At 57.3% G+C, this 21,158-nt stretch carries 21 protein-coding genes; 9 read left to right on the forward strand and 12 right to left on the reverse strand.

Features of this window, described 5'->3' with window-relative positions:
* Nucleotides 1–232 precede the first annotated feature (232 nt).
* Nucleotides 233–1,318 carry a hypothetical protein gene (locus RSSM_RS28735; protein WP_008688145.1) on the forward strand — a complete coding sequence of 362 codons (1,086 nt, stop codon included), beginning with the start codon at nucleotides 233–235 and terminating at the stop codon, nucleotides 1,316–1,318.
* 331 nt (nucleotides 1,319–1,649) lie between these two features.
* On the opposite strand, the gene katG is transcribed toward RSSM_RS28735, so the two are convergent.
* Both katG and RSSM_RS28750 read right to left on the reverse strand, forming a co-directional pair.
* Nucleotides 1,650–4,013 (reverse strand): catalase/peroxidase HPI, encoded by a 2,364-nt coding sequence (gene katG, locus RSSM_RS28745; RefSeq protein WP_044303930.1) that lies wholly within the window; start codon nucleotides 4,011–4,013, stop codon nucleotides 1,650–1,652.
* A gap of 350 nt (nucleotides 4,014–4,363) precedes the next feature.
* Nucleotides 4,364–5,023 (reverse strand): TetR/AcrR family transcriptional regulator C-terminal domain-containing protein, encoded by a 660-nt coding sequence (locus tag RSSM_RS28750; protein ID WP_008688153.1) that lies wholly within the window; start codon nucleotides 5,021–5,023, stop codon nucleotides 4,364–4,366.
* A gap of 151 nt (nucleotides 5,024–5,174) precedes the next feature.
* On the opposite strand from RSSM_RS28750, the gene RSSM_RS35075 reads away from it, so the two are divergent.
* Genes RSSM_RS35075 through RSSM_RS28760 form a run of 3 tightly spaced genes read left to right on the forward strand, consistent with a single transcriptional unit; the run spans nucleotide 5,175 to nucleotide 6,693 of the window.
* Nucleotides 5,175–5,672 (forward strand): alcohol dehydrogenase catalytic domain-containing protein, encoded by a 498-nt coding sequence (locus RSSM_RS35075; protein ID WP_008688155.1) that lies wholly within the window; start codon nucleotides 5,175–5,177, stop codon nucleotides 5,670–5,672.
* On the forward strand, nucleotides 5,630–6,229 hold the full coding sequence (locus RSSM_RS35080) for an NAD(P)-dependent alcohol dehydrogenase (RefSeq protein WP_236621456.1): 600 nt from the start codon (nucleotides 5,630–5,632) through the stop codon (nucleotides 6,227–6,229). Before RSSM_RS35075 ends, RSSM_RS35080 begins: the two co-directional genes overlap by 43 nt.
* A complete protein-coding gene (locus RSSM_RS28760) occupies nucleotides 6,226–6,693 on the forward strand; it encodes a DUF1569 domain-containing protein (protein WP_008688159.1) in 468 nt (155 codons plus the stop codon). The genes RSSM_RS35080 and RSSM_RS28760 overlap by 4 nt, the downstream gene beginning before the upstream one ends.
* Before the next feature lie 317 nt (nucleotides 6,694–7,010).
* Here the strand turns inward: RSSM_RS28760 and RSSM_RS28765 are convergent, their stop codons facing one another.
* The 3 genes from RSSM_RS28765 to RSSM_RS28775 form a co-directional block, all read right to left on the reverse strand.
* Nucleotides 7,011–7,427 carry a hypothetical protein gene (locus tag RSSM_RS28765; RefSeq protein WP_144060205.1) on the reverse strand — a complete coding sequence of 139 codons (417 nt, stop codon included), beginning with the start codon at nucleotides 7,425–7,427 and terminating at the stop codon, nucleotides 7,011–7,013.
* A gap of 134 nt (nucleotides 7,428–7,561) precedes the next feature.
* On the reverse strand, nucleotides 7,562–8,905 hold the full coding sequence (locus tag RSSM_RS28770; RefSeq protein WP_008688162.1) for a hypothetical protein: 1,344 nt from the start codon (nucleotides 8,903–8,905) through the stop codon (nucleotides 7,562–7,564).
* A 137-nt stretch (nucleotides 8,906–9,042) separates the two neighbouring features.
* Nucleotides 9,043–9,276, reverse strand: a complete 234-nt coding sequence (locus tag RSSM_RS28775) for a hypothetical protein (protein WP_008688164.1) — start codon at nucleotides 9,274–9,276, stop codon at nucleotides 9,043–9,045.
* 269 nt (nucleotides 9,277–9,545) lie between these two features.
* Between RSSM_RS28775 and RSSM_RS32785 the strand changes: the two genes are divergently transcribed.
* Nucleotides 9,546–9,743, forward strand: coding sequence for a hypothetical protein (locus tag RSSM_RS32785; protein WP_081613919.1), 198 nt, complete (start codon nucleotides 9,546–9,548; stop codon nucleotides 9,741–9,743).
* A 285-nt stretch (nucleotides 9,744–10,028) separates the two neighbouring features.
* Here RSSM_RS32785 and RSSM_RS28785 read toward each other — a convergent pair whose 3' ends face one another.
* The gene (locus tag RSSM_RS28785; protein WP_008688172.1) at nucleotides 10,029–11,504 is read right to left on the reverse strand and encodes a sulfatase family protein; all 1,476 of its coding nucleotides are present in this window, start codon (nucleotides 11,502–11,504) and stop codon (nucleotides 10,029–10,031) included.
* 72 nt (nucleotides 11,505–11,576) lie between these two features.
* Nucleotides 11,577–13,040 carry a sulfatase-like hydrolase/transferase gene (locus RSSM_RS28790; protein WP_081613920.1) on the reverse strand — a complete coding sequence of 488 codons (1,464 nt, stop codon included), beginning with the start codon at nucleotides 13,038–13,040 and terminating at the stop codon, nucleotides 11,577–11,579.
* A 594-nt stretch (nucleotides 13,041–13,634) separates the two neighbouring features.
* Here RSSM_RS28790 and RSSM_RS28800 point away from each other — a divergent pair.
* On the forward strand, nucleotides 13,635–14,939 hold the full coding sequence (locus RSSM_RS28800) for a prepilin peptidase (protein ID WP_008688177.1): 1,305 nt from the start codon (nucleotides 13,635–13,637) through the stop codon (nucleotides 14,937–14,939).
* 23 nt (nucleotides 14,940–14,962) lie between these two features.
* Here the strand turns inward: RSSM_RS28800 and RSSM_RS28805 are convergent, their stop codons facing one another.
* On the reverse strand, nucleotides 14,963–15,499 hold the full coding sequence (locus RSSM_RS28805) for a malate synthase (RefSeq protein ID WP_144060206.1): 537 nt from the start codon (nucleotides 15,497–15,499) through the stop codon (nucleotides 14,963–14,965).
* 316 nt (nucleotides 15,500–15,815) lie between these two features.
* On the opposite strand from RSSM_RS28805, the gene RSSM_RS28810 reads away from it, so the two are divergent.
* From RSSM_RS28810 to RSSM_RS28820, 3 genes are all read left to right on the forward strand, one after another.
* On the forward strand, nucleotides 15,816–16,010 hold the full coding sequence (locus tag RSSM_RS28810; RefSeq protein WP_008688182.1) for a hypothetical protein: 195 nt from the start codon (nucleotides 15,816–15,818) through the stop codon (nucleotides 16,008–16,010).
* Between the two features lie 9 nt (nucleotides 16,011–16,019).
* Nucleotides 16,020–16,826: a tRNA (adenosine(37)-N6)-threonylcarbamoyltransferase complex ATPase subunit type 1 TsaE gene (locus RSSM_RS34010; RefSeq protein ID WP_008688184.1), complete on the forward strand. Its 807-nt coding sequence runs from the start codon at nucleotides 16,020–16,022 to the stop codon at nucleotides 16,824–16,826.
* Between the two features lie 94 nt (nucleotides 16,827–16,920).
* Nucleotides 16,921–17,253: a hypothetical protein gene (locus RSSM_RS28820; RefSeq protein WP_008688186.1), complete on the forward strand. Its 333-nt coding sequence runs from the start codon at nucleotides 16,921–16,923 to the stop codon at nucleotides 17,251–17,253.
* 254 nt (nucleotides 17,254–17,507) lie between these two features.
* On the opposite strand, the gene RSSM_RS28825 is transcribed toward RSSM_RS28820, so the two are convergent.
* From RSSM_RS28825 to ispG, 4 genes are all read right to left on the reverse strand, one after another.
* Nucleotides 17,508–17,723 (reverse strand): hypothetical protein, encoded by a 216-nt coding sequence (locus RSSM_RS28825; protein ID WP_008688188.1) that lies wholly within the window; start codon nucleotides 17,721–17,723, stop codon nucleotides 17,508–17,510.
* Nucleotides 17,701–18,537, reverse strand: coding sequence for a hypothetical protein (locus RSSM_RS28830; RefSeq protein ID WP_008688190.1), 837 nt, complete (start codon nucleotides 18,535–18,537; stop codon nucleotides 17,701–17,703). Before RSSM_RS28830 ends, RSSM_RS28825 begins: the two co-directional genes overlap by 23 nt.
* 158 nt (nucleotides 18,538–18,695) lie before the next feature.
* A complete protein-coding gene (locus RSSM_RS28835) occupies nucleotides 18,696–19,958 on the reverse strand; it encodes a glycosyltransferase (protein WP_008688192.1) in 1,263 nt (420 codons plus the stop codon).
* An 11-nt stretch (nucleotides 19,959–19,969) separates the two neighbouring features.
* On the reverse strand, nucleotides 19,970–21,124 hold the full coding sequence (ispG, locus tag RSSM_RS28840; RefSeq protein ID WP_008688195.1) for a (E)-4-hydroxy-3-methylbut-2-enyl-diphosphate synthase: 1,155 nt from the start codon (nucleotides 21,122–21,124) through the stop codon (nucleotides 19,970–19,972).
* Nucleotides 21,125–21,158: the final 34 nt, after the last annotated feature.

Here is a 21,158-nt window from a genome sequence, read left to right on the forward strand (position 1 = left end):
GATCCTCCTCGCGAAAGCACGAATCCAAAACGCACGAACCGGTCAGCATCAGCCCATCGGACGTCGCCGGTCGAGAGCAGCGTCGCCGGATTGCCAGAGCGTCAGAGCAAGCCCCCCAAACCGATCTAGCGATTGAACCGCGAAATCGAGTACGAAAATTGCTGCGTATTAGGTAGGTGCGGAGTCGTCCGACCTCGATTGCTGCCGCCAAAAGATTCAACCGACGAGTGCGATGAAAACGCGTGGTCGACACGACTGGAATCGTCCCCCCGACAAGAACCCGCATCCGGACGCGGAAGGCGTGTTCGCGTGCGTTTCGCTGCTCATCGTCTGTGCGATTCACCGAGATTCGTTAATCGCGATGGATCCCGCCAACTGGGCATCGGTCTCGGCGTGGTTTCTGTTGATTGTCGGAATTTTCATCGCCAATCGGCTCGGTGGTCGGTTCGAATCGATGCTCGAACGGCTTCATAAACGAAACGCCATCGACGCCTCGCAGGACCAGTTCGACCGCCTGCTCGCTCAAACTCGCAAACGAGCCCGAACCGCGGCGACTGTCGGCAGCCTCGTCCTGCCTATGTTTCTGCTAGCGTCCTATATCGGCGTCTACGCTGGCGAGCAATGGCAGGCGACTCCGCGGGCCGATCGAATGTGGTTTATCGGCGAGGTAATCTTGGAAGTCATCGCCGCACGTTTGGTGGGGCGTTACGCGGGACGCGGGATCGCCTACGGGCTGTTCGGCCGCCAATTGGTGAAAGAACGCATCAAACTCACCCTGATACCAGGCCATTCCGATGCCGCCGCTGGGCTGCGACCGATCGGCGACTACTACTTCTACCAAGCCACGATCACGGCTCTCCCCGTACTGTTCTTCGCGTTCTGGGTGCTCGCCATGCCCAACTGGACCAAGATCTGGCCGGCGAGCGATTCCGATTTCGAATCTCAGTGGAAGAACACCTATTTAATTTTCTTCTTGGTCACGATCGGCATCGAACTGCTCACCTTCGCGTTGCCGCTTTGGTTCTTTCACCAACAAATGTCCCTGCAAAAGAAGCAGATGCAATCTCGCGTCGATGAACTCAGCGCGCGTCTGTACCGGCTGCAACAATCATCGCGAGATTCCAACCAGCCACCCGATGATGGCGCTGACCGAGCGAGCTTGATCGACCAAATCGCATCGCTCGAGAACCTCCCGACGTGGCCGCTCGCTCCCGATGTCCGCCAACGCTTCGCCTGGGGCAACCTCGCGTTCCTAGCTTCGCCAGCCCTGCAGATGTCCCAAACGGTTCTCGACGCGGTGAAGGCCGCAGTGACTTAGAACCGATTGAAAAGAGTGAGCTGAGTCGCCAAAGCACACGTCGCCAAAGAACACTTAAACAGCTCACAGCATTTTGAAGTTTGACGTGTCCGATTCCTGTCGCTGGATTCGCCGGACATGAAGCCACCGAAATCTTGCGATATCGGCGAGATCATTCCTAAGAACACTCGCACGCGTGACAACCGTGGCGATCCCCCGAAGCAGATCGGTTGCAAGAGACTCGGGAGCATTTGCCAGACGGCACGTGCCCGACCACGGGAACTGAATTCGCGAAAATTCAGCCCCGAGGTCCGGCATATCAAAACATCAGCTCCGTCTGATTACAAACGACTTAGTTTCGCGATGACTCGCCGAGCTCAAACCGGTCGGCGTTCATCACCTTGTTCCATGCTGAAACAAAGTCGTTGACAAACTTCTCCTGCGAATCGTCCGACGCATACACCTCCGCGATCGCACGTAACTGCGAGTTCGATCCGAAGACCAAATCAACCGCGGTCGCTCGCCACTTCACCTCGCCACTTTGACGATCACGACCTTCGAAAAAGTGCTCGCAAACCTCGGACTTCTTCCACTGCGTCCCCATGTCCAACAGGTTCACAAAGAAGTCATTGGTCAACGCGTCGGTGTTGTTGGTGAACACGCCGAGTCGCATGTCGTCGGTGTTGGCATTGAGCGTTCGCATCCCACCGATCAACACAGTCATTTCAGGCGCAGTCAGCGTCAACTTCTGTGCTCGGTCGATCAATAACTGTTCCGGTGGAGTTCGAACATCACGTCCGACATAGTTTCGGAATCCGTCCGCGGTCGGTTCGAGAACCGCCATCCCTTCGACATCGGTTTGCTCCTGCGACGCATCGGTACGTCCGGGTTCGAACGGGACGACGATGTCGTATCCCGCATTCTTTGCGGCGGCCTCGACCGCAGCACAGCCTCCGAGCACGATCATGTCGGCCACCGAAACTTTCTTGTTGCCGGTTTGCGATTGATTGAACTCCGACCCGATCGTCTCGAGCACACCGACGACCTTGGCGACTTCCGCCGGGTTATTCACCTTCCAATCTTTCTGTGGTGCCAAACGAATGCGAGCCCCATTGGCCCCGCCACGTTTGTCGGTTCCACGGAACGTTGACGCCGATGCCCACGCGGTCGAAACCAATTCCGAAATCGACAACCCTGACGACAACACTTTCGCCTTCAGCGCCGCGATGTCTTGGTCGTTGATCAATTCATGATCGACTTCGGGAACCGGGTCTTGCCAAATTTGCGGCGGCGCGACTTCTGGTCCGAGGCATCGTGAGTAGGGTCCCATGTCGCGGTGCGTCAGCTTGTACCAAGCTTTCGCAAACGCGGCTTCGAATTCATCTGGGTTTTCATAGAAACGCTTGGAGATCGGCCCGTAGATCGGATCCATCTTCAACGCCATGTCCGTCGTGAACATCATCGGAGCGTGAGACTTGCTCGAATCATGCGCATCCGGCACCGTCCCATCGGCCGCCCCGTTTTTCGGCGTCCACTGATGAGCACCGGCAGGACTCGTGGTCAGTTCCCACTCGTACTCGAACAGATTTTCAAAGTAGCCGTTGGACCATTCGGTCGGAGTGCTCGTCCACGCACCTTCCAAACCGCTGGTGATCGTGTCGCCCGCGTTTCCGGTTCCGTACGTGTTCTTCCATCCGAGTCCTTGTTCCTCGAGGCTCGCACCTTCGGGTTCCGGTCCGACGTTTCCTTGAGGCGTTGCCGCACCGTGTGCTTTCCCGAACGTGTGACCACCGGCGATCAATGCGACCGTTTCTTCATCGTTCATCGCCATGCGGCCAAAGGTGTCACGAATATCTTTCGCTGCCGCGATCGGGTCGGGCTTGCCGTTAGGCCCCTCCGGATTGACGTAGATCAATCCCATCTGAACCGCGGCGAGAGGATTGTCTAATTCGCGTTCGCCCTTGTATCGCTTGTCGCCGAGCCACTCCGTTTCCGGTCCCCAGTCGATATCGATCTGTGGTTCCCAAACGTCTTCGCGGCCTCCGGCAAATCCGTACGTCTCGAATCCCATGGACTCCAACGCGCAGTTGCCGGTCAACACCATCAAATCGGCCCACGACAATTGACGACCGTACTTCTGTTTGATCGGCCACAACAATCGACGTGCCTTGTCCAGGTTTGCGTTGTCCGGCCAACTGTTCAGCGGCGCGAATCGCTGGGTGCCGTAGCCCGCGCCGCCTCGCCCGTCGGTCACACGATAGGTTCCAGCGCTGTGCCAGGCCATCCGAATGAAGAACGGACCGTAGTGACCATAATCCGCCGGCCACCAATCCTGTGACGTGGTCATCAATTCCTTGATGTCGCGTTTGACCGCCTCCAGATCGAGCTTTTGAAACTCCTCGGCATAATCGAAATCCTCGCCCATCGGATTGCTCTTGAGCGAATTCTGATGCAGGATTTGCAGATTCAGTTGGTTCGGCCACCAATCATGGTTCGAGTAACTCCCGCCGGTCATGCTTCCTCCGTGAGAAGCCATTTCGCCGACGGAACCGGCGGGTTTCGCCGCATTTCCCATAACAGGACACTGAGCCAGCGACGCTCCCGCACCGTGAGGCGCCGACGACGACGGGGGGACGTCTTCCGCAGAAACCGACGTGGCGATGCACAGCACCGCGCAGCTCGACATCAATCGAGACAAGAATTTTGTGTGGGGCATGTTCTCTCCAAAGAATAGGGATCGTGGTTCCAACGTCGATCAACCGGACCGATACTGGACACTCCCTATTATTGGCCCTACCGCCCCATACATCCAATGCATTCTTCAGATGCATGCCATGCACAGAACGCATCGCCGAAAATATCTGGGTCGCTGCCTAAAGAAAATGCCGGCCAATCGCGGGCGAAAGCGTTGGAAGCGTTGGAAGCATCGGAGATTACTTGGCGATCGGAGGTGATTTTCAACGCAAACACGCAAAGAAAGGGCTTCCAAACACAACCTTGGCGTCCCTGCGCTATTGCGTCTCTGCGTTGAAACCCAGACCGCTGCCACGCCAGCTCCCCCGTCCTTCACCCCCGCAGCGTTTCCAAGCCATCCAAAACTAACTTCAAACCGAATTGAAGATCATGCACCCCGTCATGACTCTTCGCGATGATCTCTTTGGACATCCCGTGCAAATACGGGAAATCATCTTGTGGGATTTGCGGGAGAAACTCTTTGGCAACGTCTGCGTACTCCTCCGGAGCAAACGGAAAGTTGAGTTTCTGCAACGTGAAGCCGTACGTGAAGCTGTCGATCGCGTTCCAAGCGTGATCGGCATCGGCATATGAAAACCCGGCTTCGACAAGACATCCGATCGTCGCATCAACATATCGCAGCATCATGGGCCCTATGTTTGGGCGCGAGACGATCAACATCGTCGCCCAAGGGTGCTGCATCAAAACCAAGTGTGCGGAATTCGCTCGCCGGAGCATCTCGTTTCGCCAGTCGCCACCGACAACCGGCACTTCGATCTCTCCGACCACCTTTTCGACGATCCCGTCGAGAATTTCGTCTTTGTTGGCGACGTGATTGTAAAGCGACATCGCTTCGACCCGTAGCTTTTGCGCGAGCTTTCTCATCGAAAGCGAGTCGATCCCGCCTGAATCGGCCAATTTCACCGCCGCGTTGAGCACCCGGTCCTTTGTCAACGCGGAACGGCGTTTGGCTTCCCGTTTGATCTTCGCCATTCACACTCCTCGAATATCCGGCTCGTTCCAATTTCCAGCTTGACTCACTTACAGCGTAAGCATACTATCAAAAAAACGCAACTTACAGCGCAAGTCAAAAACGATCCGTTCACCGACCGATCCGTTCACCGACCGATCCGTTCACCGACCGATGCGTTCACCGACCATCGTCACTTCGAACCACACCACTGTCAAAACGATGAAAGCGATCTATCACGAAGAATACGGTTCGTTTGACGATCTTCGCTTGACCGATATCGAAGCCCCAATCCCCCGGGACAACGAAGTTTTGGTCCGTGTGCATGCCGCCGGACTTCACGTGGGCGATTGCTTTGGCGTCCGAGGTTCTCCGCTTTTGATGCGTGTCGAATCGGGATGGTGGAAACCCAAGTACGGCGTGCCCGGATACGACGTTGCCGGAACGGTGGAAGCGATTGGCTGCAACGTCCGCTCGTTGCAACGCGGCGACGAGGTATTCGGCTACTGCTCGGGATCGTGTGCCGAATTCACCGTCGCGGATGAAAAGACGCTCTCTAAGAAACCTACCTCTGCCCTTTTTCGGACGCGGCATCGCTTCCCACGTCGGGCCTCGCGGCGCTGCATGCGATGCGAGACGTCGCCAAGGTCCAACCCGGCCAACACGTGCTAGTCATCGGAGCCTCCGGGGGCGTCGGCAGCTTTGCAATCCAAATCGCAAAAGCATACGGCGCGATCGTTACCGGAGTTTGTAGCGAGGCCAACTCAGAAGTAGTGCGTTCGCTCGGTGCCGACCACGTGATCGCCTACGACCGCGAAGACTTCACCCAGAGCGAACCACGGTACGATGTGATCTTCGACAACATCGAGAACCGCACTTTGGCGGAATGCCGCCGGGTCCTGAAACCCAGCGGAACGATGATCCTCAACAGTGGGACGGGAGCCCAAGGTCTGGCGATGATGGTTCGATTGATCCGGCCGTTGCTTCTATCGCCCTGGACCCGGCAAAATTTGCGGCGTTATCTCTCGGTCCCCAATCACGACGATCTTGATGTCCTCATGAACCTCGTCGAGAGCCAAGGGGTCCGCCCGCTGATCGGAAAGACATATCCTCTCGCCGAAACCCCCGAGGCGCTTCGCAACATTGATCGCGGACATGCAAAAGGGAAAACAATCATTCATGTTCTCAACAAACCGCCATCCTCCGGTTCCTCTCAAGCAATCTCATGAGCAATCTCCGCGACCTGCAATTTGAAAACCTCGACACCGCCGTTGCGGAAGCCCGCCTGCTGCTTCGCGAAGGCTACACCCGCCAAGGCAACTGGACGCTCGGGCAGATCTGCCGACACTTGATCTTGGTGCAAGACCCGAGTGTTGACGGCTACCCAAAGTGGATGTCGCTGTTCGCGTTCATGCGTCCGATCATGCGACGGTTCTTGCTGCCCAAAATACTCAGCAAGGATTCCCCTCGCGGCATCCGCACCTCGTCGATGTTTGTTCCTCCCGAGAATGTTGACGACGCCTCCGAAGTCGAGGCGTTTGCCAAGAGCGTCGAGCGAGTCCATCGCCACGTGGGCAAATACCATCCGCATCCCGCGTTTGGCAAACAATCACGTGACATGATCGAACAAATTCATTCCGCTCACGCCGCTCACCACCTCAGATTTCTTACCCCGTCAAACCCGGCTTCCTAGGTCGACGAAAGCGTTTTCAAAAGTGACGTGCCCGATGTCGCCAAGCGTCGGGAGGCCTGAATCCTGGCGAGCCTAGCGACCAAGATCAGGCACATCAGATTCCAAAATCCACCAGGGTATCGAAATCCTCTAAGGTAGCGAAACTCGCCAACGGATTGTCGATTTAATCAAGAGTCAACCTGTTTTCGTTTAACCGGTAGCCGTAGGCGACGTGGCAGTGGCAAGCAGGTCGCCTTTGGCTGCCCGTTAAACGAATAAATCAACAGCCCGCCAAGAGTTTCGGCGAGCCCCGCGAATTACCAAGAATCTCGGGACGGTCACCGACCACGACCTCGAAATCCGCTTGCTTGCGTGCGAGCCTGCATCGCCGCGTCGGTGGTCTGTGTCGCTTGAGCCTGCATCATTTGCCTTAGCGCCGCCAACGCACTTTGCAATTCAGTTTGATCAAGACCGCCACTTTCGTCGGCATCGAAATTGGCGAGCATCATCGTCGCGAGCTGTTCAATGGTCGGCATGCTCTGCGTCGCGGACGTCAATGCACTCGCTTGGCTCGTTGTCGTGTTTTGCTGTGCACGGGACAACATCGCCTGGGTTTCATCAACTTCAGCGTCACGTTGCATCCGCGGCGGTCCCGTTTGATTCCCGCCACCGCGACGGGGACGTTGGGCTTGGGCGGGTAACGCCATCGCGATCGAGAAGACCAACACGACAGCCGAGCAGATTGAGAGATTCATGATTGAGTAGTTTCGCATCATTGGATTCCTAAAAGAGTCTGAAATTGGAAAGAGCGTTTTTCATAGGTTTCGGATAACTGTCGGTTTGGAAGCTATCCGATTGAAAGCTATCCGTTCTAAAAAAGAGTGGGCCCCTAGCATTGCTCGGTTCTTGCTTGTCCGGTTCGGCCGCGTCGTCGCTGAACCTCTTCACGAGCGGCTTGATCGCCCAGGCCGAGATCGGTTTCGGCGAGCATGGTCTCGTCATCGGTAGCGTCAATGACATCGTCGATATCCGTCGAATCATCGCCAGCATCTTCATCGCCAGCATCTTCATCGCCAGCATCTTCATCGCTAGCATCTTCATCGCTAGCATCTTCATCGCCAACATCCTCCACTGTGGTCAGTTCGGAGTCCCCGTCATCAATAGTGGTCTCATCGACGGTGTCATCGGTCGTGGTAGTCGTGTTGTCGCTAACGTCTCCTTCGTCCGTCTCTTCGGTGTCTGCTTCACCGTCGATATTCCCACACGCTCCTTGGTCGAGCCCCTGTTGATCGAAACCGCGATGCCCGCGTTCCCGATGTCCAGCGAGGTACTCACCGTGATCGACTAGGATTGAGGAGTCGCCCTCATCCACCCCATCGGTTTCATCGATTTGCTCTTCGACATCACCGTCGACCTCGCTATCGGAAACTTCATCGAATGCCGGCCCCGTCAATTCACCCTCAACGGTTCCGTCCACCGTGACGCTGTTTTCGCCTTCACCCAACGACGCGTTCACGTTTCCAGCCACAATCGATTCGGCGAGAAGAGTGACGGTATCGTCATCGATGCCGCCGCGGAGATTGAGATCACCGGCAATCTGGCCGGCGACATCAACGGCATTTTCACCGTCGCCCAAACCAACACGAACGTTGCCACCGATTTCGGCATCCTCACCGATGGAAACAGCGTCATCTCCCTCGCCACCACACGCGTTGAAGTCTCCTTCGACATCGCCATCGACGACCACCGCGTTGTCACCATCACCGAGAGCGGCGGCGACACTACCGCCGACGGACGCTCCCTCGGCGATCGACACAGTATCGTTGCCGCCAGCGGTCGCGACCGCGACGTCGCCGGAAATCGTCCCGCCGTCGAGGCTAACAGAATTGTCACCGCCACCCAGCGCGGCGTAGACGGAATCCACGGCAACCGAGTTCGCCGACAAATCGATCGACACGGAATCGTCAGCACCGGCTCCCTCACCGTCGAGGTGTATCACAATATCATCACTGACCCCTTCAACAACTTCGACGAGGTCTTCACCGTCGGCACCGGCCCCGGTTTCGGTCACCTGCAACGTTCCGTCGCCCTGATCAACGATCGCGATCTCACCTTCGGCGTCACCCTCCACGAACAGCGAACCGTCCACCACCGAGATTGCCGCGGCTAGCACCCGCCGAGTTTCGAGGCCTTCAATCCCACGCAAGCGTCGTCGAGTTTTTTGATATTTCATTGCTGAGGGTCCTTTGAATGGGGAATCGTTTCACATGGACCAAAACCTGATTTGCGAATGGCCACTCTTAAGTGAGTCCGAGTTTTCCAGACCGTTGTCACTCGCGATCATTTTTGACCGGCTCGCCACAGAGCAAGTCACCACCGAAAAACCATTGCGGCCGAATCATCAACACCATCGACCGCCAAAGATCGTTCGAGTTTGGCGAGTTCGTTTTCAGCCCAAAGGAAGTCGTACCGCGACCACTCGGCCGGCTCTTCAAACGAGGCATCCATTTCCCGCTGCTCGAGAGCGAGCGTGGACACATCGCAGTCGCCAACCGGTCCGGCATATGAGCGTCCCGACGTAGTCAACCGAACGCCCATCGACATCGCACAAAGCCCACCATGAGTAGAACGACCACCGAAAACATCTCTTCCATAGAAGGCCGCTATCGATCGTCCGGCGCCACGTATTCATGTTAAAAAAGCAAGCAAACTACTTTTGCTCACGTATAAGCCCCGCCCGGGCTTGAGCTAATAGGTGCCGAGCACGGGCTGGATATTGCCGGGGAGACGAGTGTCGTGATCACACGTTCCACTTGGAACGCAGCGGCTACTACCTAATTGTGAAGCGGGCCCTCATCCGGTAAACAGGAATCATGTCAGAAGATTCCAAACCGCCGCGCAGCACCCCCGATTCCAACCGCCCCCTCGAACGCGACGCCAGTCCCGGCACGTGTTTGTCCGATCCAGCCTGCCCGGTCTGTGGCGGGCGGCTGATTGATATTCGCGGCAAACTGCAATGCACTGCCTGCCATCGAATCTGCGAAACCTGCTGCGAAGGCGGGCGGGGCTAGAGCGTTTCCAACAAGGATTTGAAACGTAGGGCTGGTTCCCAACAGCCGATTCGAATCAGCCGGCAGGAACGTTTCGTTCGGGAACATTTGCAACAAATTCCTGGGCCAGCCCCAACACGTTGCCTTGGGTTGAGATAGCATCGTCCCGTTGGGCTGTTCTCCGCGATTGATGGTCTCTATTGTTTCGCATCCGCCGCGGCCAAAACCAACCGACTGAGAACGTGTTCGATAGGCTCGAAACCGTTAATCAGCGCTGCCAGTGCAAGTCCCCGTTTCTCCCACGGTTCACTTGTTTTTCTTCTTCGCGTTGGCTTTCTTGTTCTTCGTCTTCCAAAGAACGATCTCGGAAACATCGTTTGATGCAGGCTCTCCCTGCGTACTTCGGCCCCGGCGGACATCTTCTTCGAGGAGCTTCAGCAATTGTGCGGCGACCTCGGGTTTGGACGTGTAGAGATTGTTCTGCTCGCCGATGTCCGCCTCCATATCGTAGAGCTGCGCGATCGGTGCATCGGCGGGAGCTTTTGCCTCGTTCGGCATCGACCATCCTCCCGACGCTTTGGCTAGCAACAGCTTCCACTTCCCATGCCGATACGCAAAGTGACCGCTATATGAATGATGGATGATCCCATTTCGTGTCGAGCGAATCGGGTCGCCTGACAGGGCAGGAAGGAAACTAACGCTATCCTCGCCACTGCCCGGTGGCAGGTCGGTGCCGAGAATCTCGCAGATCGTCGCGAGCAAATCGGTTAGGCAGATCAAACTATTGTTCTGCGATCCCGCGGCGACCTTACCGGGCCAACGGACAATGAACGGAATGCGGTGACCGCCATCCCAAAGGTCTGCTTTCGAACCACGAAGATGCGCCGAAACGATGTGCCCTTGGGCAGCCAGCTTTGGGATTCCGGCTGCTTTTGAACAACCGTTGTCACTCGTGAAGATCACGAGCGTGTTGTCTGCAAAACCGTTTCGCTCGATGGCGGCCGTGATTTCGCCAACGGCATGATCGGTTTGCATCACAAAATCGCCGTAGTCGCCCAGCCCGCTTTTCCCCTTCCACTCCTCCGATGGAACGATCGGCGTGTGGGGTGAACCGAGCGGCACGTACAGAAAGAACGGTTTGTCATTGCCCGCCCGAGAGTCGATCCACTCGCTCGCCTTATGGGTTAATCGAGGCAGCATGTTGACGACCTTATCGTGTTCAATCACGCGATCGTTTTCGATCACTGCCTCCATGTCACGGGCGTGGTGAAAACCGTGGAAATAGTCAAACCCTCGCTGCGTCGGCCCGTCAGGGATGACTGCACCAACAGGCGGCTTCTTATACTTCTTGCGTGAATACGCTTCGCCAGTTTCCGGGTCGACGTATTGGAAGTTCAGGTGCCATTTGCCAACGATCCCCGTGGTGTAACCATGGTCCTGCAACAGCCCCGGCACCGTCGGACGATCCTCGGCAATCAGGTTGGGAGCGAACCCCGTCACCACGCCACGTTGCAGAGACGTCCTCCACGCGTAACGCCCCGTCATGATCCCATAACGGGTCGGCGTGCACACTGACGAACCGCCATGAGCGTCGGTAAACACCATGCCTTGCGAAGCGAGTTTGTCGATATGAGGCGTCGAGATTTTGCACGTCTCGGGTGCCAAACAATGAACGTCTCCGTATCCGAGATCATCACAGATGATGTAGACGATGTTGGGCTTTTCGGCGAACGCCGGAAGAGCACCGAAGACGACCAGAAATAGGAACAGGCAATTCTTCATAGCACGGACACCGAAACCTAGAACATATTCGAGAAAGAAACGGGGTTAAGCGAACGTCGATCTCGACGCCGGCTACTTCGCAGCGGCACCCTTCCGGCGTGTTTTTCTCACGTCGGTCATGGCTTCGTCCAGAGGTTGATTCCAAAGACGGTACGGGTCATCGACTCGTCGCATTTCGTCGAGCAGCAACGCTTCCATCTCCGCGAGTTTTTCAGCGTAGGCTGGATCCTCCGCAAGGTCCTCGGTCAAAAATTCGTTCGGATTCTCGGCAAGATTAAACAGTTGCGTTTCGCGAACGGCACCGTCCATCACATCCCACTTGATCAGTTTCCAGTCACCTTTTTTGACGGCGCGAATACCGGGCTTGGTACCGCCGGAGTAGGTTCCGTACAAAACGTCACGCACGGTTTCTTTCTCGCCGAAGATAACCGGCCGCAGACTCTCACCTTCGACCGACGCGGGGACTTCAACACCCGCGAGATCGCAGATCGTTGGCAACGTATCGAGCAGGTAGCTGTTCGCGGTAACGCGGTTCGGTTGGATCCCCGGACCGGTGACAATGAAAGGAACCCGCCACGTGTGTTGATAAAGGTTCTGCTTGCCTTGCAATCCATGTCGACCGATCGCCATCCCGTGGTCCGCGGTGTAGATCACATACGTGTTGTCCAGTTCACCCATCGCTTGAAGTTTATCGAGCACCTTGGCGATTTGTCGGTCAATGTTTTCATTGCACGCAAACTCACGGCCCAACTCATTGCGAATCGTGGCCTCGTCGCGTCGCTTCCAGACACCCGAAACTGAGTTTTCGTCACGCAGGCCGGGATGCCCGTGGTGAAACGGATGCTCGGGGAGATAGTTCACCGGCAGGGATGGTTGCTTTGGATTGAGAGCGGGAATCGATGACTTGTCTTTGTGGTTGACCGCGCCGTACTTGGCGAGCAGTTCGGGCGTGCCGTCTCGAGTGTCATGGGGATGGGAAAACCCAAAGTAGATCAGGAAGGGGTCTTCATCTTTCTCCGCCTCTCGCCGGGCGAGATAATCGAGGACCTGCTTTCCATGCCAAGCACTGCCTGTTTCTTCCGTGCCACCACGTTTGGTGGCATCACGCACCACGGTGAACTTTGCGTTCGCTCCCGCGTAGCTGTTCCCACGTTTGCAGGTTCGCATCGTGTCATAACCAGCTCGGTTGAAAACCTCCGCCATCACGTTGTCGAGGATGTCGTCGGGACAGTGCTCGCCTTTGTTCCAATTCGGCAGGTGCCACACGGTTCTGCCCGTCATGATCATGTGACGCGAAGGTGTGCAAACCGCACCGGAGAACGAACCCATGTGATAGGCATCGTCGAACACGACACCTTCGGCGGCGAGCCGATCGATCGTTGGCGTATCACAAATCGAATCAGGGTTGTACGCCTTCAGGTCCAAAGGCGACTGATCGTCGACGAGGATAAAGAGAATGTTCGGTCGCGTGTCATCCGCGGTTAGGCTGACCGCAGTGGATAGCAAGATCACAAACAGAGACAAGATTCGTGTCATCATGGGTTGGTGGGGAATCATGGTGGGAGCGTGGGGAGACGTGAACGGTGGGGAGGAATCGGCGTGAACGACGCCGGGGCGTTTTGGTGGGAGGAAACTGGGTGAAAGGAAACCGGGTGGGAGGAAACGAAGTGTTGGGGAGGCGACCGAGAGTCGCGAGGAAGGACCGAGGGTCGATTCGCTCCCCAACATTCTAATCTGCTCAGCGTTCCACGTGGGTGCTCGGCCTTTCATCGACGTGCCCGGCATTCTACGTGGGAATCGCGGAGGCATCGTTCTGCGTTGGAAGCACGACTGTCTGCCGGAAGAAGCATTCTCTGCCCGAAGGCACGTGGGCGACATTTGCTTGACTGCCGTTCTCATCCGCCGCTCGCGACCGAACTCGACGGGGGCGATGTTTCGAGATTGAGCCCGATACGTTAATCTTCTTGGTCGCGATCACCTTCTTCATCTACGTCGTTTGCTTGCTCGTTTGCTTGCCGAGCGGACCCCGACTGCGGATCGGCATTGAATCGAGAATGCCGTTCTCGGGGAGGTGAACGGTGGACACGCCGTCGACACTCGTCACGTCATTTGCTCATTAGCGTCTTATCTATGAATCTCGGCCCCTTCAACGCTCTCGTCGCCGGATGGCAGAGTTTGCCGGAACCGGTGGCACTCACCGTGCTAGCGATTTTGGGCATTCTACTCGGCGCTATTGCGAATCACGTCATCACCACGTGGTGCTGGTACCCGCGTCCAATTTCACCATGGGTGCGAATCGACGCTTGGCACCTGGACGAGGAACATCAACAGATCGCGAACAAACTGCCGCCGAGATCGCAACTCGACCGGATCCCGTTGCTAGGTTGGCTGCGTCTTCGACGAGAGGCACCGCTGCACGGACCGGGGTTTTGGGTGCGCCCTTTATTGATCGAACTCGGGATGGCGATCACGTTGCCGATCATGCACCAACAGTGGGTCGGCGGGCTGCTACTACCCTCGGGCGTTCCCGCTGCGGCGGTTGCCACGCTGTCGTCCTGGATGACGTTGCTATTTTTTGTTCACGCGGCTTTGCTAGCGATGATGGTCGCGGCAACGTTTATCGATTTTGACGAACGGACAATCCCAGATGCGATAACGATTCCTGGCACCATTTTGGCTCTCGTGCTGGCGTCGATCACACCCTATGTATTCTTGCCTGGGCAGTTGGCCGAAGGCATCTCTCCGGTGACGCTGCAACACCCACTCGGTTTGAATCCCAAATGGATGTCGGGCGGCGGGCTGTTGACCTGCTTGGCGATTTGGAGCGGATGGTGTTTTGCCTTGGCAGACCGGCGGGTGATCATGCGCCATGGAGTGTCAAAAGCGATCGAGTATTTTCTCGCCCGGCTCGTCCGTCATCCGAGCTGGAAAATCCTAGCGGTGATTTGGGTCGTCGGCATTGTTGCGATATCGATCGTCTACCAAATCGGTGGCATTCACTGGCTCGGTCTAGCCAGTTCGCTCATGGGGCTCGCTATCGGCGGCGGGATCGTTTGGTCGATCCGTTTGGTCGGCGGGTGGGCGATGCAGATGGAAGCGATGGGGTTCGGCGACGTCACGCTGATGGCGATGATCGGTGCTTACATCGGATGGCAAGCGTCCATCACGGCGTTCTTTCTCGCTCCGCTCGCCGCGATCGTGATCGTCCTCATCCAATTCGTCGCGACCCGCGACCGGGCAACTCCGTTCGGCCCCTACCTGTGTGCGGGCACTGTGCTGACGTTGATCTTTTGGGATGAGGTTTACAACGCTCGGCTGCGGACAACGATCGCACTAATGGGCGATCTATTGCTGTGGCTCGGCCTCGCGATGCTCGGACTGCTCGGCGGGATGCTGATGTTTTCCCGCTGGTTCAAATCGCGACTCTCCACCTGAGCCGCGATCCATACTCGATGCAATTAGCGAACGAGCATGTAGAAAGGAACCACGTAACGTCCGCCGCTCGGATACCGGCTCGACGTCATCGGGTCGGACGCCCATGCCGGACGGAGCGTTGGACGCAGGCCCCAACGTGCCGCTTCGAGCCGAGCCATGCGGGCGCGGGTTTCTTCGAGAGCACGAGCCTGACGGAGTTCCATCGCGGTTGGCTTCCGTGGAACCATGTGTGACCCCGATGTGTTCTCCAAACGGAGATCCGAAGGACTCGGTACCGCATGAGCATCGTTCATCGGCAACGGGGCTTCGCTGGTCCGGGTCGACGCGGGAATCGCCTTCGGACGCGAAAGATACCCGGTGGGTTCAGCGTGTTGATCGCCGACGGGCTGTTCAGCCACCGGCGCGTCGGAAAATTGGTACTGGTTATCGGCAGGGGTCGCGAAAAGGTCGTCGAGCCCCTGAGCGTGAACGCCCGTTGCGGTTGAGAGCGAGCAACATGTCATGACGAAAGCCCCAACCCAAAACGGCGTCGGCTTCGACAGGTGGAATCGTTTTTTCATCACAGTGCGATCCGATAGAACAGTGCAGTTCGATTGAATATGTCCAGTACACGCGTTGTATCGTCTGGAACGCCCCCGCTGATGAAGGGACACCAAGCGTTTTCCACCTACACCTGCCACAGTGATACCGATCATTCACACCACGTAAACTTTGCGGGCTTGATGAAACCGAAGTTTGCAAGAAAATGAGACGTACGGGTGCAAAAGTAGCAGACTCTGCTAATCTTAACATCCGACTTGGATGCCGGGCTTATTGGCGTTGTCCTTCGCCTGGCAGTTCCGGCAATTCACCTTTCTTGAACGACGAGAGAAACCCATGATCAAACGATTCACCTACAGCGTTTTCGCGTTGGCTTTGCTCACAACAACGGTTGGATGCCCACCACCAGCCGCTCCCACGGGCGATGAAGTTGACACCAGCACCGAAGCTCCCGCTGAAGTCGGCGACAACACCACCGCCGTCACCGAGGTTCCCTCGGACAACATGACCACGGGCACGGAAACTCCGTAGTTCAGATTGATGCATTTGTCAGACATCGGCATTGAGCAAATTGCGCAGCTTGCCGATGCTCTGATCGCGGCAGAACGCTGCGTCGTTGCGGCGCAGCAGTCAGCCTCACCCCGTTGCTTTGGAATCGTGGGGACGCTCGGAGCGGGCAAAACAAAATTTTGCCAAGAAATCGCTCGAGCCTGTGGGGTGGATTCCTCCGAAGTGACCAGCCCCACGTTCACCCTGCTCAAAAGCTACACCTGCCCGAGTGATCACCCGCCGCCTGCAAACGCAGCGCAGCCTTCTCCCGATCACTCTCTGAGTGCCCAACAACCGCCGAAGGCACAGCAACCTCTCCGCACACCTCAACCTCTCAACACGCCACAACGTGTCAGTGCACCACCAAGTTTCAGTGCACCACCAAGTTTCTGTGCACCGCCAAGTTTCTGTGCACCGCGGCGCCTCCATCACCTCGATTGGTACCGGATCAATGATGAGGACGAAATCTGGGAACTCGGTCTCGACGAGCTTTGGGAAGCCCCCGGCGAATGGACGCTGATCGAATGGGCCGATCGGTTCGAAGACGCCATGCCCACTGATACGATTTGGGTTCACATTCAAATCAGCGATTCCCCAGCAAACCATCATCACGCAAACCATCATCACGCAAACCGATCGCTCGCCAAAGGATCGCCAGCCGACGAACCGCTCGCCCCCGACGACGGTCTCCGCGAAATCACCTTTCGCCCCGCATCACCGGTCCACGATGAGTTCCTCCGCGAAGTCCAGACTCAACTGAGCGTTGCCGGATTTACCGGCACAATCCGAACGAGCTGAACGCCAACCGCATCAACTTGGCAAAGCCTCTCAAAACGCTCAATATTCCACATCGTTTCGCTGGCGTCGGCCCAACCGCAACCTACCGTTGGGTATGAAATGTCACGAGCTCGCCGAACACCTCAGCCGCGAACGGCCGGATTTGCCGCCGATCGAGATCGCGCGTCTGTGCCTGATTTTGCTCAACGCCGATGAAGGCGATGAACAACTCGCCGATCCAGAGAAACGAATGGCTGCGTGGCAACACGCGAGCTTTCGATTCGACGCAGCCACGGACCAATACGGCGCCGTGGTCGATGAACTCGATCAACTCTTCGGCGACGAACCGATCCAGTTCCAACCGGATCAATTGTGGACGCTGCTCCGAGCAGTCAAAGTCCAGAGCCAAATGCTCGAACTCTACACCGACCAAATGGCATTGGCATAAACGCCTCGTCGCGATATCCCGCCGACATGCGATGCTAGCGTTTTGAAGAACGATGCAGCCGATGTCGCGAGACTGCGGTGGCCGGAATTCTGGCGAGTCCAGCGATAGGGAGCGGACGCGTCCAACCGCAAAACGCCGTGGCCTCTGCGGTGCTGGCTTTGACAAGCCCCGCACCGAAACGTACGACCCCAACAAAAAAAATCGCATGCGGCCGAAGCCACACGCGATGGAGCGTTTTGCAAATAGAGAAGATCCTACGCGAGGAAATAGTCACTCGCGGGAGCCACCATCGACGTCGTCGAAGGCCGGGCTGTGTTGGTTTTATAGTAGTCCGGGGCCCAGCGACTCAGTTCGATGTACATCGCCACGACGGCGATAATCATGAACAACATCGCCAACAGCAACATCACGGTGAAGATACTCGCCGGACGTTTGCCCGGGCCAACGCTACTCGATGGTTGTGTCGACACGATCACCCTCCTGAATCGTTCCTTCGCTGTAATCGTTCAGGATCTCGGCTACCGAACGATCAGGCTCAGTATCCCGAACACGCAACCGGGTGACGTACCGTCCACCGCGGGTGACTTCCAGGAAATGGCCTTCCCGGAGTCCATCGTCATATCCGATGGAAACCTCGACCAATTTTCGCGGACGATTGATCACAAGAACGTTTCCGTTGCGTTCCGGCGGTGCTCCGTCGAGCGGATCGTTGATATTCAGACCCGCGGCGTCAACCACTTCTTTGTACCGGGTCACCTGAGCGAGCAACTGGTTGTTGCGATCTTCCTGCAACTGAACGATGCCACGCAACGCGTTCATATCGTCGGTCAGCTTGAGCGTTTCGGCGAAAAGCGTGTCACGATCTTGCTGTTCCTTGCGGATCTGCGATCGCAACATGGTGGTTTCCGCAGTCAACTTTTCGAGTTCTTCGGCACGGCTTCGGTCGAGCTGGGCTAACTCGGTGTTTTTGGCCTGCAACTGCTGAACGGTCGACTCGCTCTCGCGAAGCTGTGACTCGAGTTGGTCGAGTTGCGTCTGCAGAGCCGCCAGGGCGGTTCGCCGAGCCGCTTTTTCGCGGTCCAACTCCGCCTGCGTCCGGGCACGGGCTTCGCGAAGCTGGTCGTTGGTTCGTTCATAAGACTCGATCTGAGCCTTCAAACCGTCGTCGGCGAGAACCATGTCACGCCAGTTGCGGTGGGAAGCATTGACCGCCAGGGCCAAAACCATGAAGACCACGCTGAGCAGCAGGATCAAAACCGAGAAGGATTTCCCGAGTAGATTCATGGGAAAGTGGTTCCAAGGAGACGAGAGAAAAGGGGTAAGCCGGGTAGCAAGCGGAAATTATAATTGACGAAAAAAACAGGTGTCAACAAAATCCACGCTTTTGACGCTTAGGGGGACAGGCAATTCAAAGGAGCGAGGAAATGTAACGATTGACCGGATTATCCGTGCAAAAACCCGCCAATACGCTCAATTGCCCTCCCAATCGCATGGTCGCCCCGAATCAGTTCGCCGGCGGCCCTGACGTGACCCTCGCGACGCTGCGGATCCTCCGCAAACTCCCACAAAGCCTTGGCGATTGACGCCGGATCGCCTGGTTCGGCCCAAAAGCAGGTCGGGCATGACGGGTCGGCCTGCAAATCCACCGTCCCGCCCGAACGAGTCGCCACAACGGGCACACCCAGAGCAAACGCCTCGAGAACCACGTTGGGCATTCCCTCGAAATGCGACGGCAAAACCAATCCGTCCGCTCGCGCTATTTCACACACCGCCGGCGAAATCGCCCCGACAAACTCCGCCCGATGCCCGTCGACCGTCCCGTCTGCCCGGCAGATTTGTCGCCACCGTGTTTCCAACGCTCGGCGGTTCGGACCATCGCCGATGAACCGGACCACCAAACGCTCTCGCAGCCCCTCAGGCCACCCGCTCGGCAGCATCCCGATCGCCTCTACCAAGTCCGCCTGCCCTTTTTCAGGAGTCATCCGCCCGACGCAAACCAACCGAAGTTCGGCCCGCGACGGTGTCGAAACCGGCTGGTTCGCAGGTTCGCCACTCGGAGGTACTTCGCGCGGCACGCCGGCGGTTTTGCGTACCTCGTCGACGTCGACCGGGTTCGCAACGACGGCAATCTGCTCTCGCGGCAGCCCGTAGTACCGCGCCGCCGAATCGGCCGCCACGCTGCTGACCGCGATCACTTGGTCGCTGCGGCGATAAGCATCGGCCAACAGACGGCGTTTGGCACCGACGAATCGTTTCTCCACCATCGGCAAAGCCACGTGCGGCGGGCTGACAATGGTGGAGACGCGTCGGGCACGAACCAGACCGCGAATGGACGGATGCCCCGCAATCATCGTGTTGTGAAACGCACGATCGTAGATCACATCGATCCACTCGCGGTTAACAATTTCGGCGAAATCGAGTGCTTGGCGTCGCAGGATCGTTCCCGGCCATCGATCGAGCAATCGCTCGATGCCCGACCTGCCGGATGAATCCGAGCCAACCCCGTGCGACCACGAATGAATCCGCACGTCGCCGGGAATCCTTTCGAGCAAAACACCCTCGGCGTGGGTGAGATACAGATGAACGTCAAAACGGTCGCGAGGCAAATGCTCGGCGAGCAACGCAACTTGATGTTCACTGCCACCACCACGCATCGACGTCGCCATCAAGAGCACGCGGGTGCGCTGCGTTGTCGAGGGCGACATCACGCTGCGACTCAAACGCCCGCCGTCGATCCAGACTTCTCTGCGATCAACGCGTCCAACTCCGCCTTCAGTTTCGGCAGGATTTCGTCATACCCGAACGCACCGAGCGGCTCTTCACCTTTCTTCAAGTTGACTTTCGCCGGCCCACACCACAAACCCAAATCGGCGTCATCGGTTTCGCCGGGGCCGTTCACCCGGCACCCCATGACGGCGATCGTGATCGCGTGCTCCTTCGCGTACTCCGTCATTTCTTTCACGTTCGCGGCGAGATCCACAAACGCTTCGTTCTCGACACGCGAGCAACTCGGACAACTAATAATATTCAGTTTCGTGTCGTCGAAACGCACCACACTGCGAACTCGACCGGCATAGATGTCTTCGACGATTTCACGTCCCGCATCGATCTCTTCGGGTTTGCGGGGGTTGGGCAGCGTGAGTGAAACCCGAACGGTGTCGCCGATTCCCTTGCCGATCAACTGCTCAAACGCGATCCGAGTTTTGATGATACCTTCCGGCGGCATGCCGGCTTCGGTCACGCCGAGGTGCAGCGGCACGTCCGGACGCTGCTCGGCGAAGCGGCGATTCACCTCGACAACTTTCGACGGATCGCTGTCCTTGAGCGAAACGACGAAGTTGTGAAAACCGAACGAATCGACCAGTTCACAATGCTCGAGAGCCGATTCGAGCATCGGCGTGATCGAATCGTCCGACGCGTACTTCTCCTTCTTCGCCGGATCCACGCTGCCACAATTCACCCCGATGCGAACCGCACAGGAATGCTCTCCGGCGAGGTCGATGATGTACCGAACCTTCTCCTCCCACGGCGTCTCCCGGGCGTGGTGGTACAGGTGCCCCGGGTTGTACCGGATCTTGTCGACGTGAGGCGCGACGAGCTCGGCGAGCTTGAAGTTTTCCTGCAAATCGACGGCCAGATTCGCTTTCGTTTGCTTGCGAATTTCTGCCAACGCTTCCGCGTCTTTCTTGCTGTCGACCGCGATTCGGACGACGCCCGCCCCACGCTCGTGCAGTGCCTCGGCTTGCTCGACCGTGGCCGCGACATCCTGGGTCTTGGTCGCCGTCATGCTCTGCACCGCGATCGGATTGCCGTCGCCGATCGTGATTGAACCGATGGTTACGGGGCGGGTGGGGTTTCGCTGGATCGACATCGGGAGATTGCGTAGGGAAAATGAGGAGGATAGG

It is taken from the genome of Aporhodopirellula sallentina SM41, assembly GCF_000346505.1.
GTDB classification, from domain to species: domain Bacteria; phylum Planctomycetota; class Planctomycetia; order Pirellulales; family Pirellulaceae; genus Rhodopirellula; species Rhodopirellula sallentina.

Coding starts and splice junctions, on each gene's coding strand:
- RSSM_RS28735 (WP_008688145.1), top strand. CDS start 233: ATGAAAACGCGTGGTCGACACGACTGGAATCGTCCCCCCGACAAGAAC.
- katG (WP_044303930.1), bottom strand. CDS start 4,013: ATGCCCCACACAAAATTCTTGTCTCGATTGATGTCGAGCTGCGCGGTG.
- RSSM_RS28750 (WP_008688153.1), bottom strand. CDS start 5,023: ATGGCGAAGATCAAACGGGAAGCCAAACGCCGTTCCGCGTTGACAAAG.
- RSSM_RS35075 (WP_008688155.1), top strand. CDS start 5,175: ATGCGTTCACCGACCATCGTCACTTCGAACCACACCACTGTCAAAACG.
- RSSM_RS35080 (WP_236621456.1), top strand. CDS start 5,630: ATGCGAGACGTCGCCAAGGTCCAACCCGGCCAACACGTGCTAGTCATC.
- RSSM_RS28760 (WP_008688159.1), top strand. CDS start 6,226: ATGAGCAATCTCCGCGACCTGCAATTTGAAAACCTCGACACCGCCGTT.
- RSSM_RS28765 (WP_144060205.1), bottom strand. CDS start 7,427: ATGAATCTCTCAATCTGCTCGGCTGTCGTGTTGGTCTTCTCGATCGCG.
- RSSM_RS28770 (WP_008688162.1), bottom strand. CDS start 8,905: ATGAAATATCAAAAAACTCGACGACGCTTGCGTGGGATTGAAGGCCTC.
- RSSM_RS28775 (WP_008688164.1), bottom strand. CDS start 9,276: ATGTCGATGGGCGTTCGGTTGACTACGTCGGGACGCTCATATGCCGGA.
- RSSM_RS32785 (WP_081613919.1), top strand. CDS start 9,546: ATGTCAGAAGATTCCAAACCGCCGCGCAGCACCCCCGATTCCAACCGC.
- RSSM_RS28785 (WP_008688172.1), bottom strand. CDS start 11,504: ATGAAGAATTGCCTGTTCCTATTTCTGGTCGTCTTCGGTGCTCTTCCG.
- RSSM_RS28790 (WP_081613920.1), bottom strand. CDS start 13,040: ATGACACGAATCTTGTCTCTGTTTGTGATCTTGCTATCCACTGCGGTC.
- RSSM_RS28800 (WP_008688177.1), top strand. CDS start 13,635: ATGAATCTCGGCCCCTTCAACGCTCTCGTCGCCGGATGGCAGAGTTTG.
- RSSM_RS28805 (WP_144060206.1), bottom strand. CDS start 15,499: ATGAAAAAACGATTCCACCTGTCGAAGCCGACGCCGTTTTGGGTTGGG.
- RSSM_RS28810 (WP_008688182.1), top strand. CDS start 15,816: ATGATCAAACGATTCACCTACAGCGTTTTCGCGTTGGCTTTGCTCACA.
- RSSM_RS34010 (WP_008688184.1), top strand. CDS start 16,020: ATGCATTTGTCAGACATCGGCATTGAGCAAATTGCGCAGCTTGCCGAT.
- RSSM_RS28820 (WP_008688186.1), top strand. CDS start 16,921: ATGAAATGTCACGAGCTCGCCGAACACCTCAGCCGCGAACGGCCGGAT.
- RSSM_RS28830 (WP_008688190.1), bottom strand. CDS start 18,537: ATGAATCTACTCGGGAAATCCTTCTCGGTTTTGATCCTGCTGCTCAGC.
- RSSM_RS28835 (WP_008688192.1), bottom strand. CDS start 19,958: ATGTCGCCCTCGACAACGCAGCGCACCCGCGTGCTCTTGATGGCGACG.
- ispG (WP_008688195.1), bottom strand. CDS start 21,124: ATGTCGATCCAGCGAAACCCCACCCGCCCCGTAACCATCGGTTCAATC.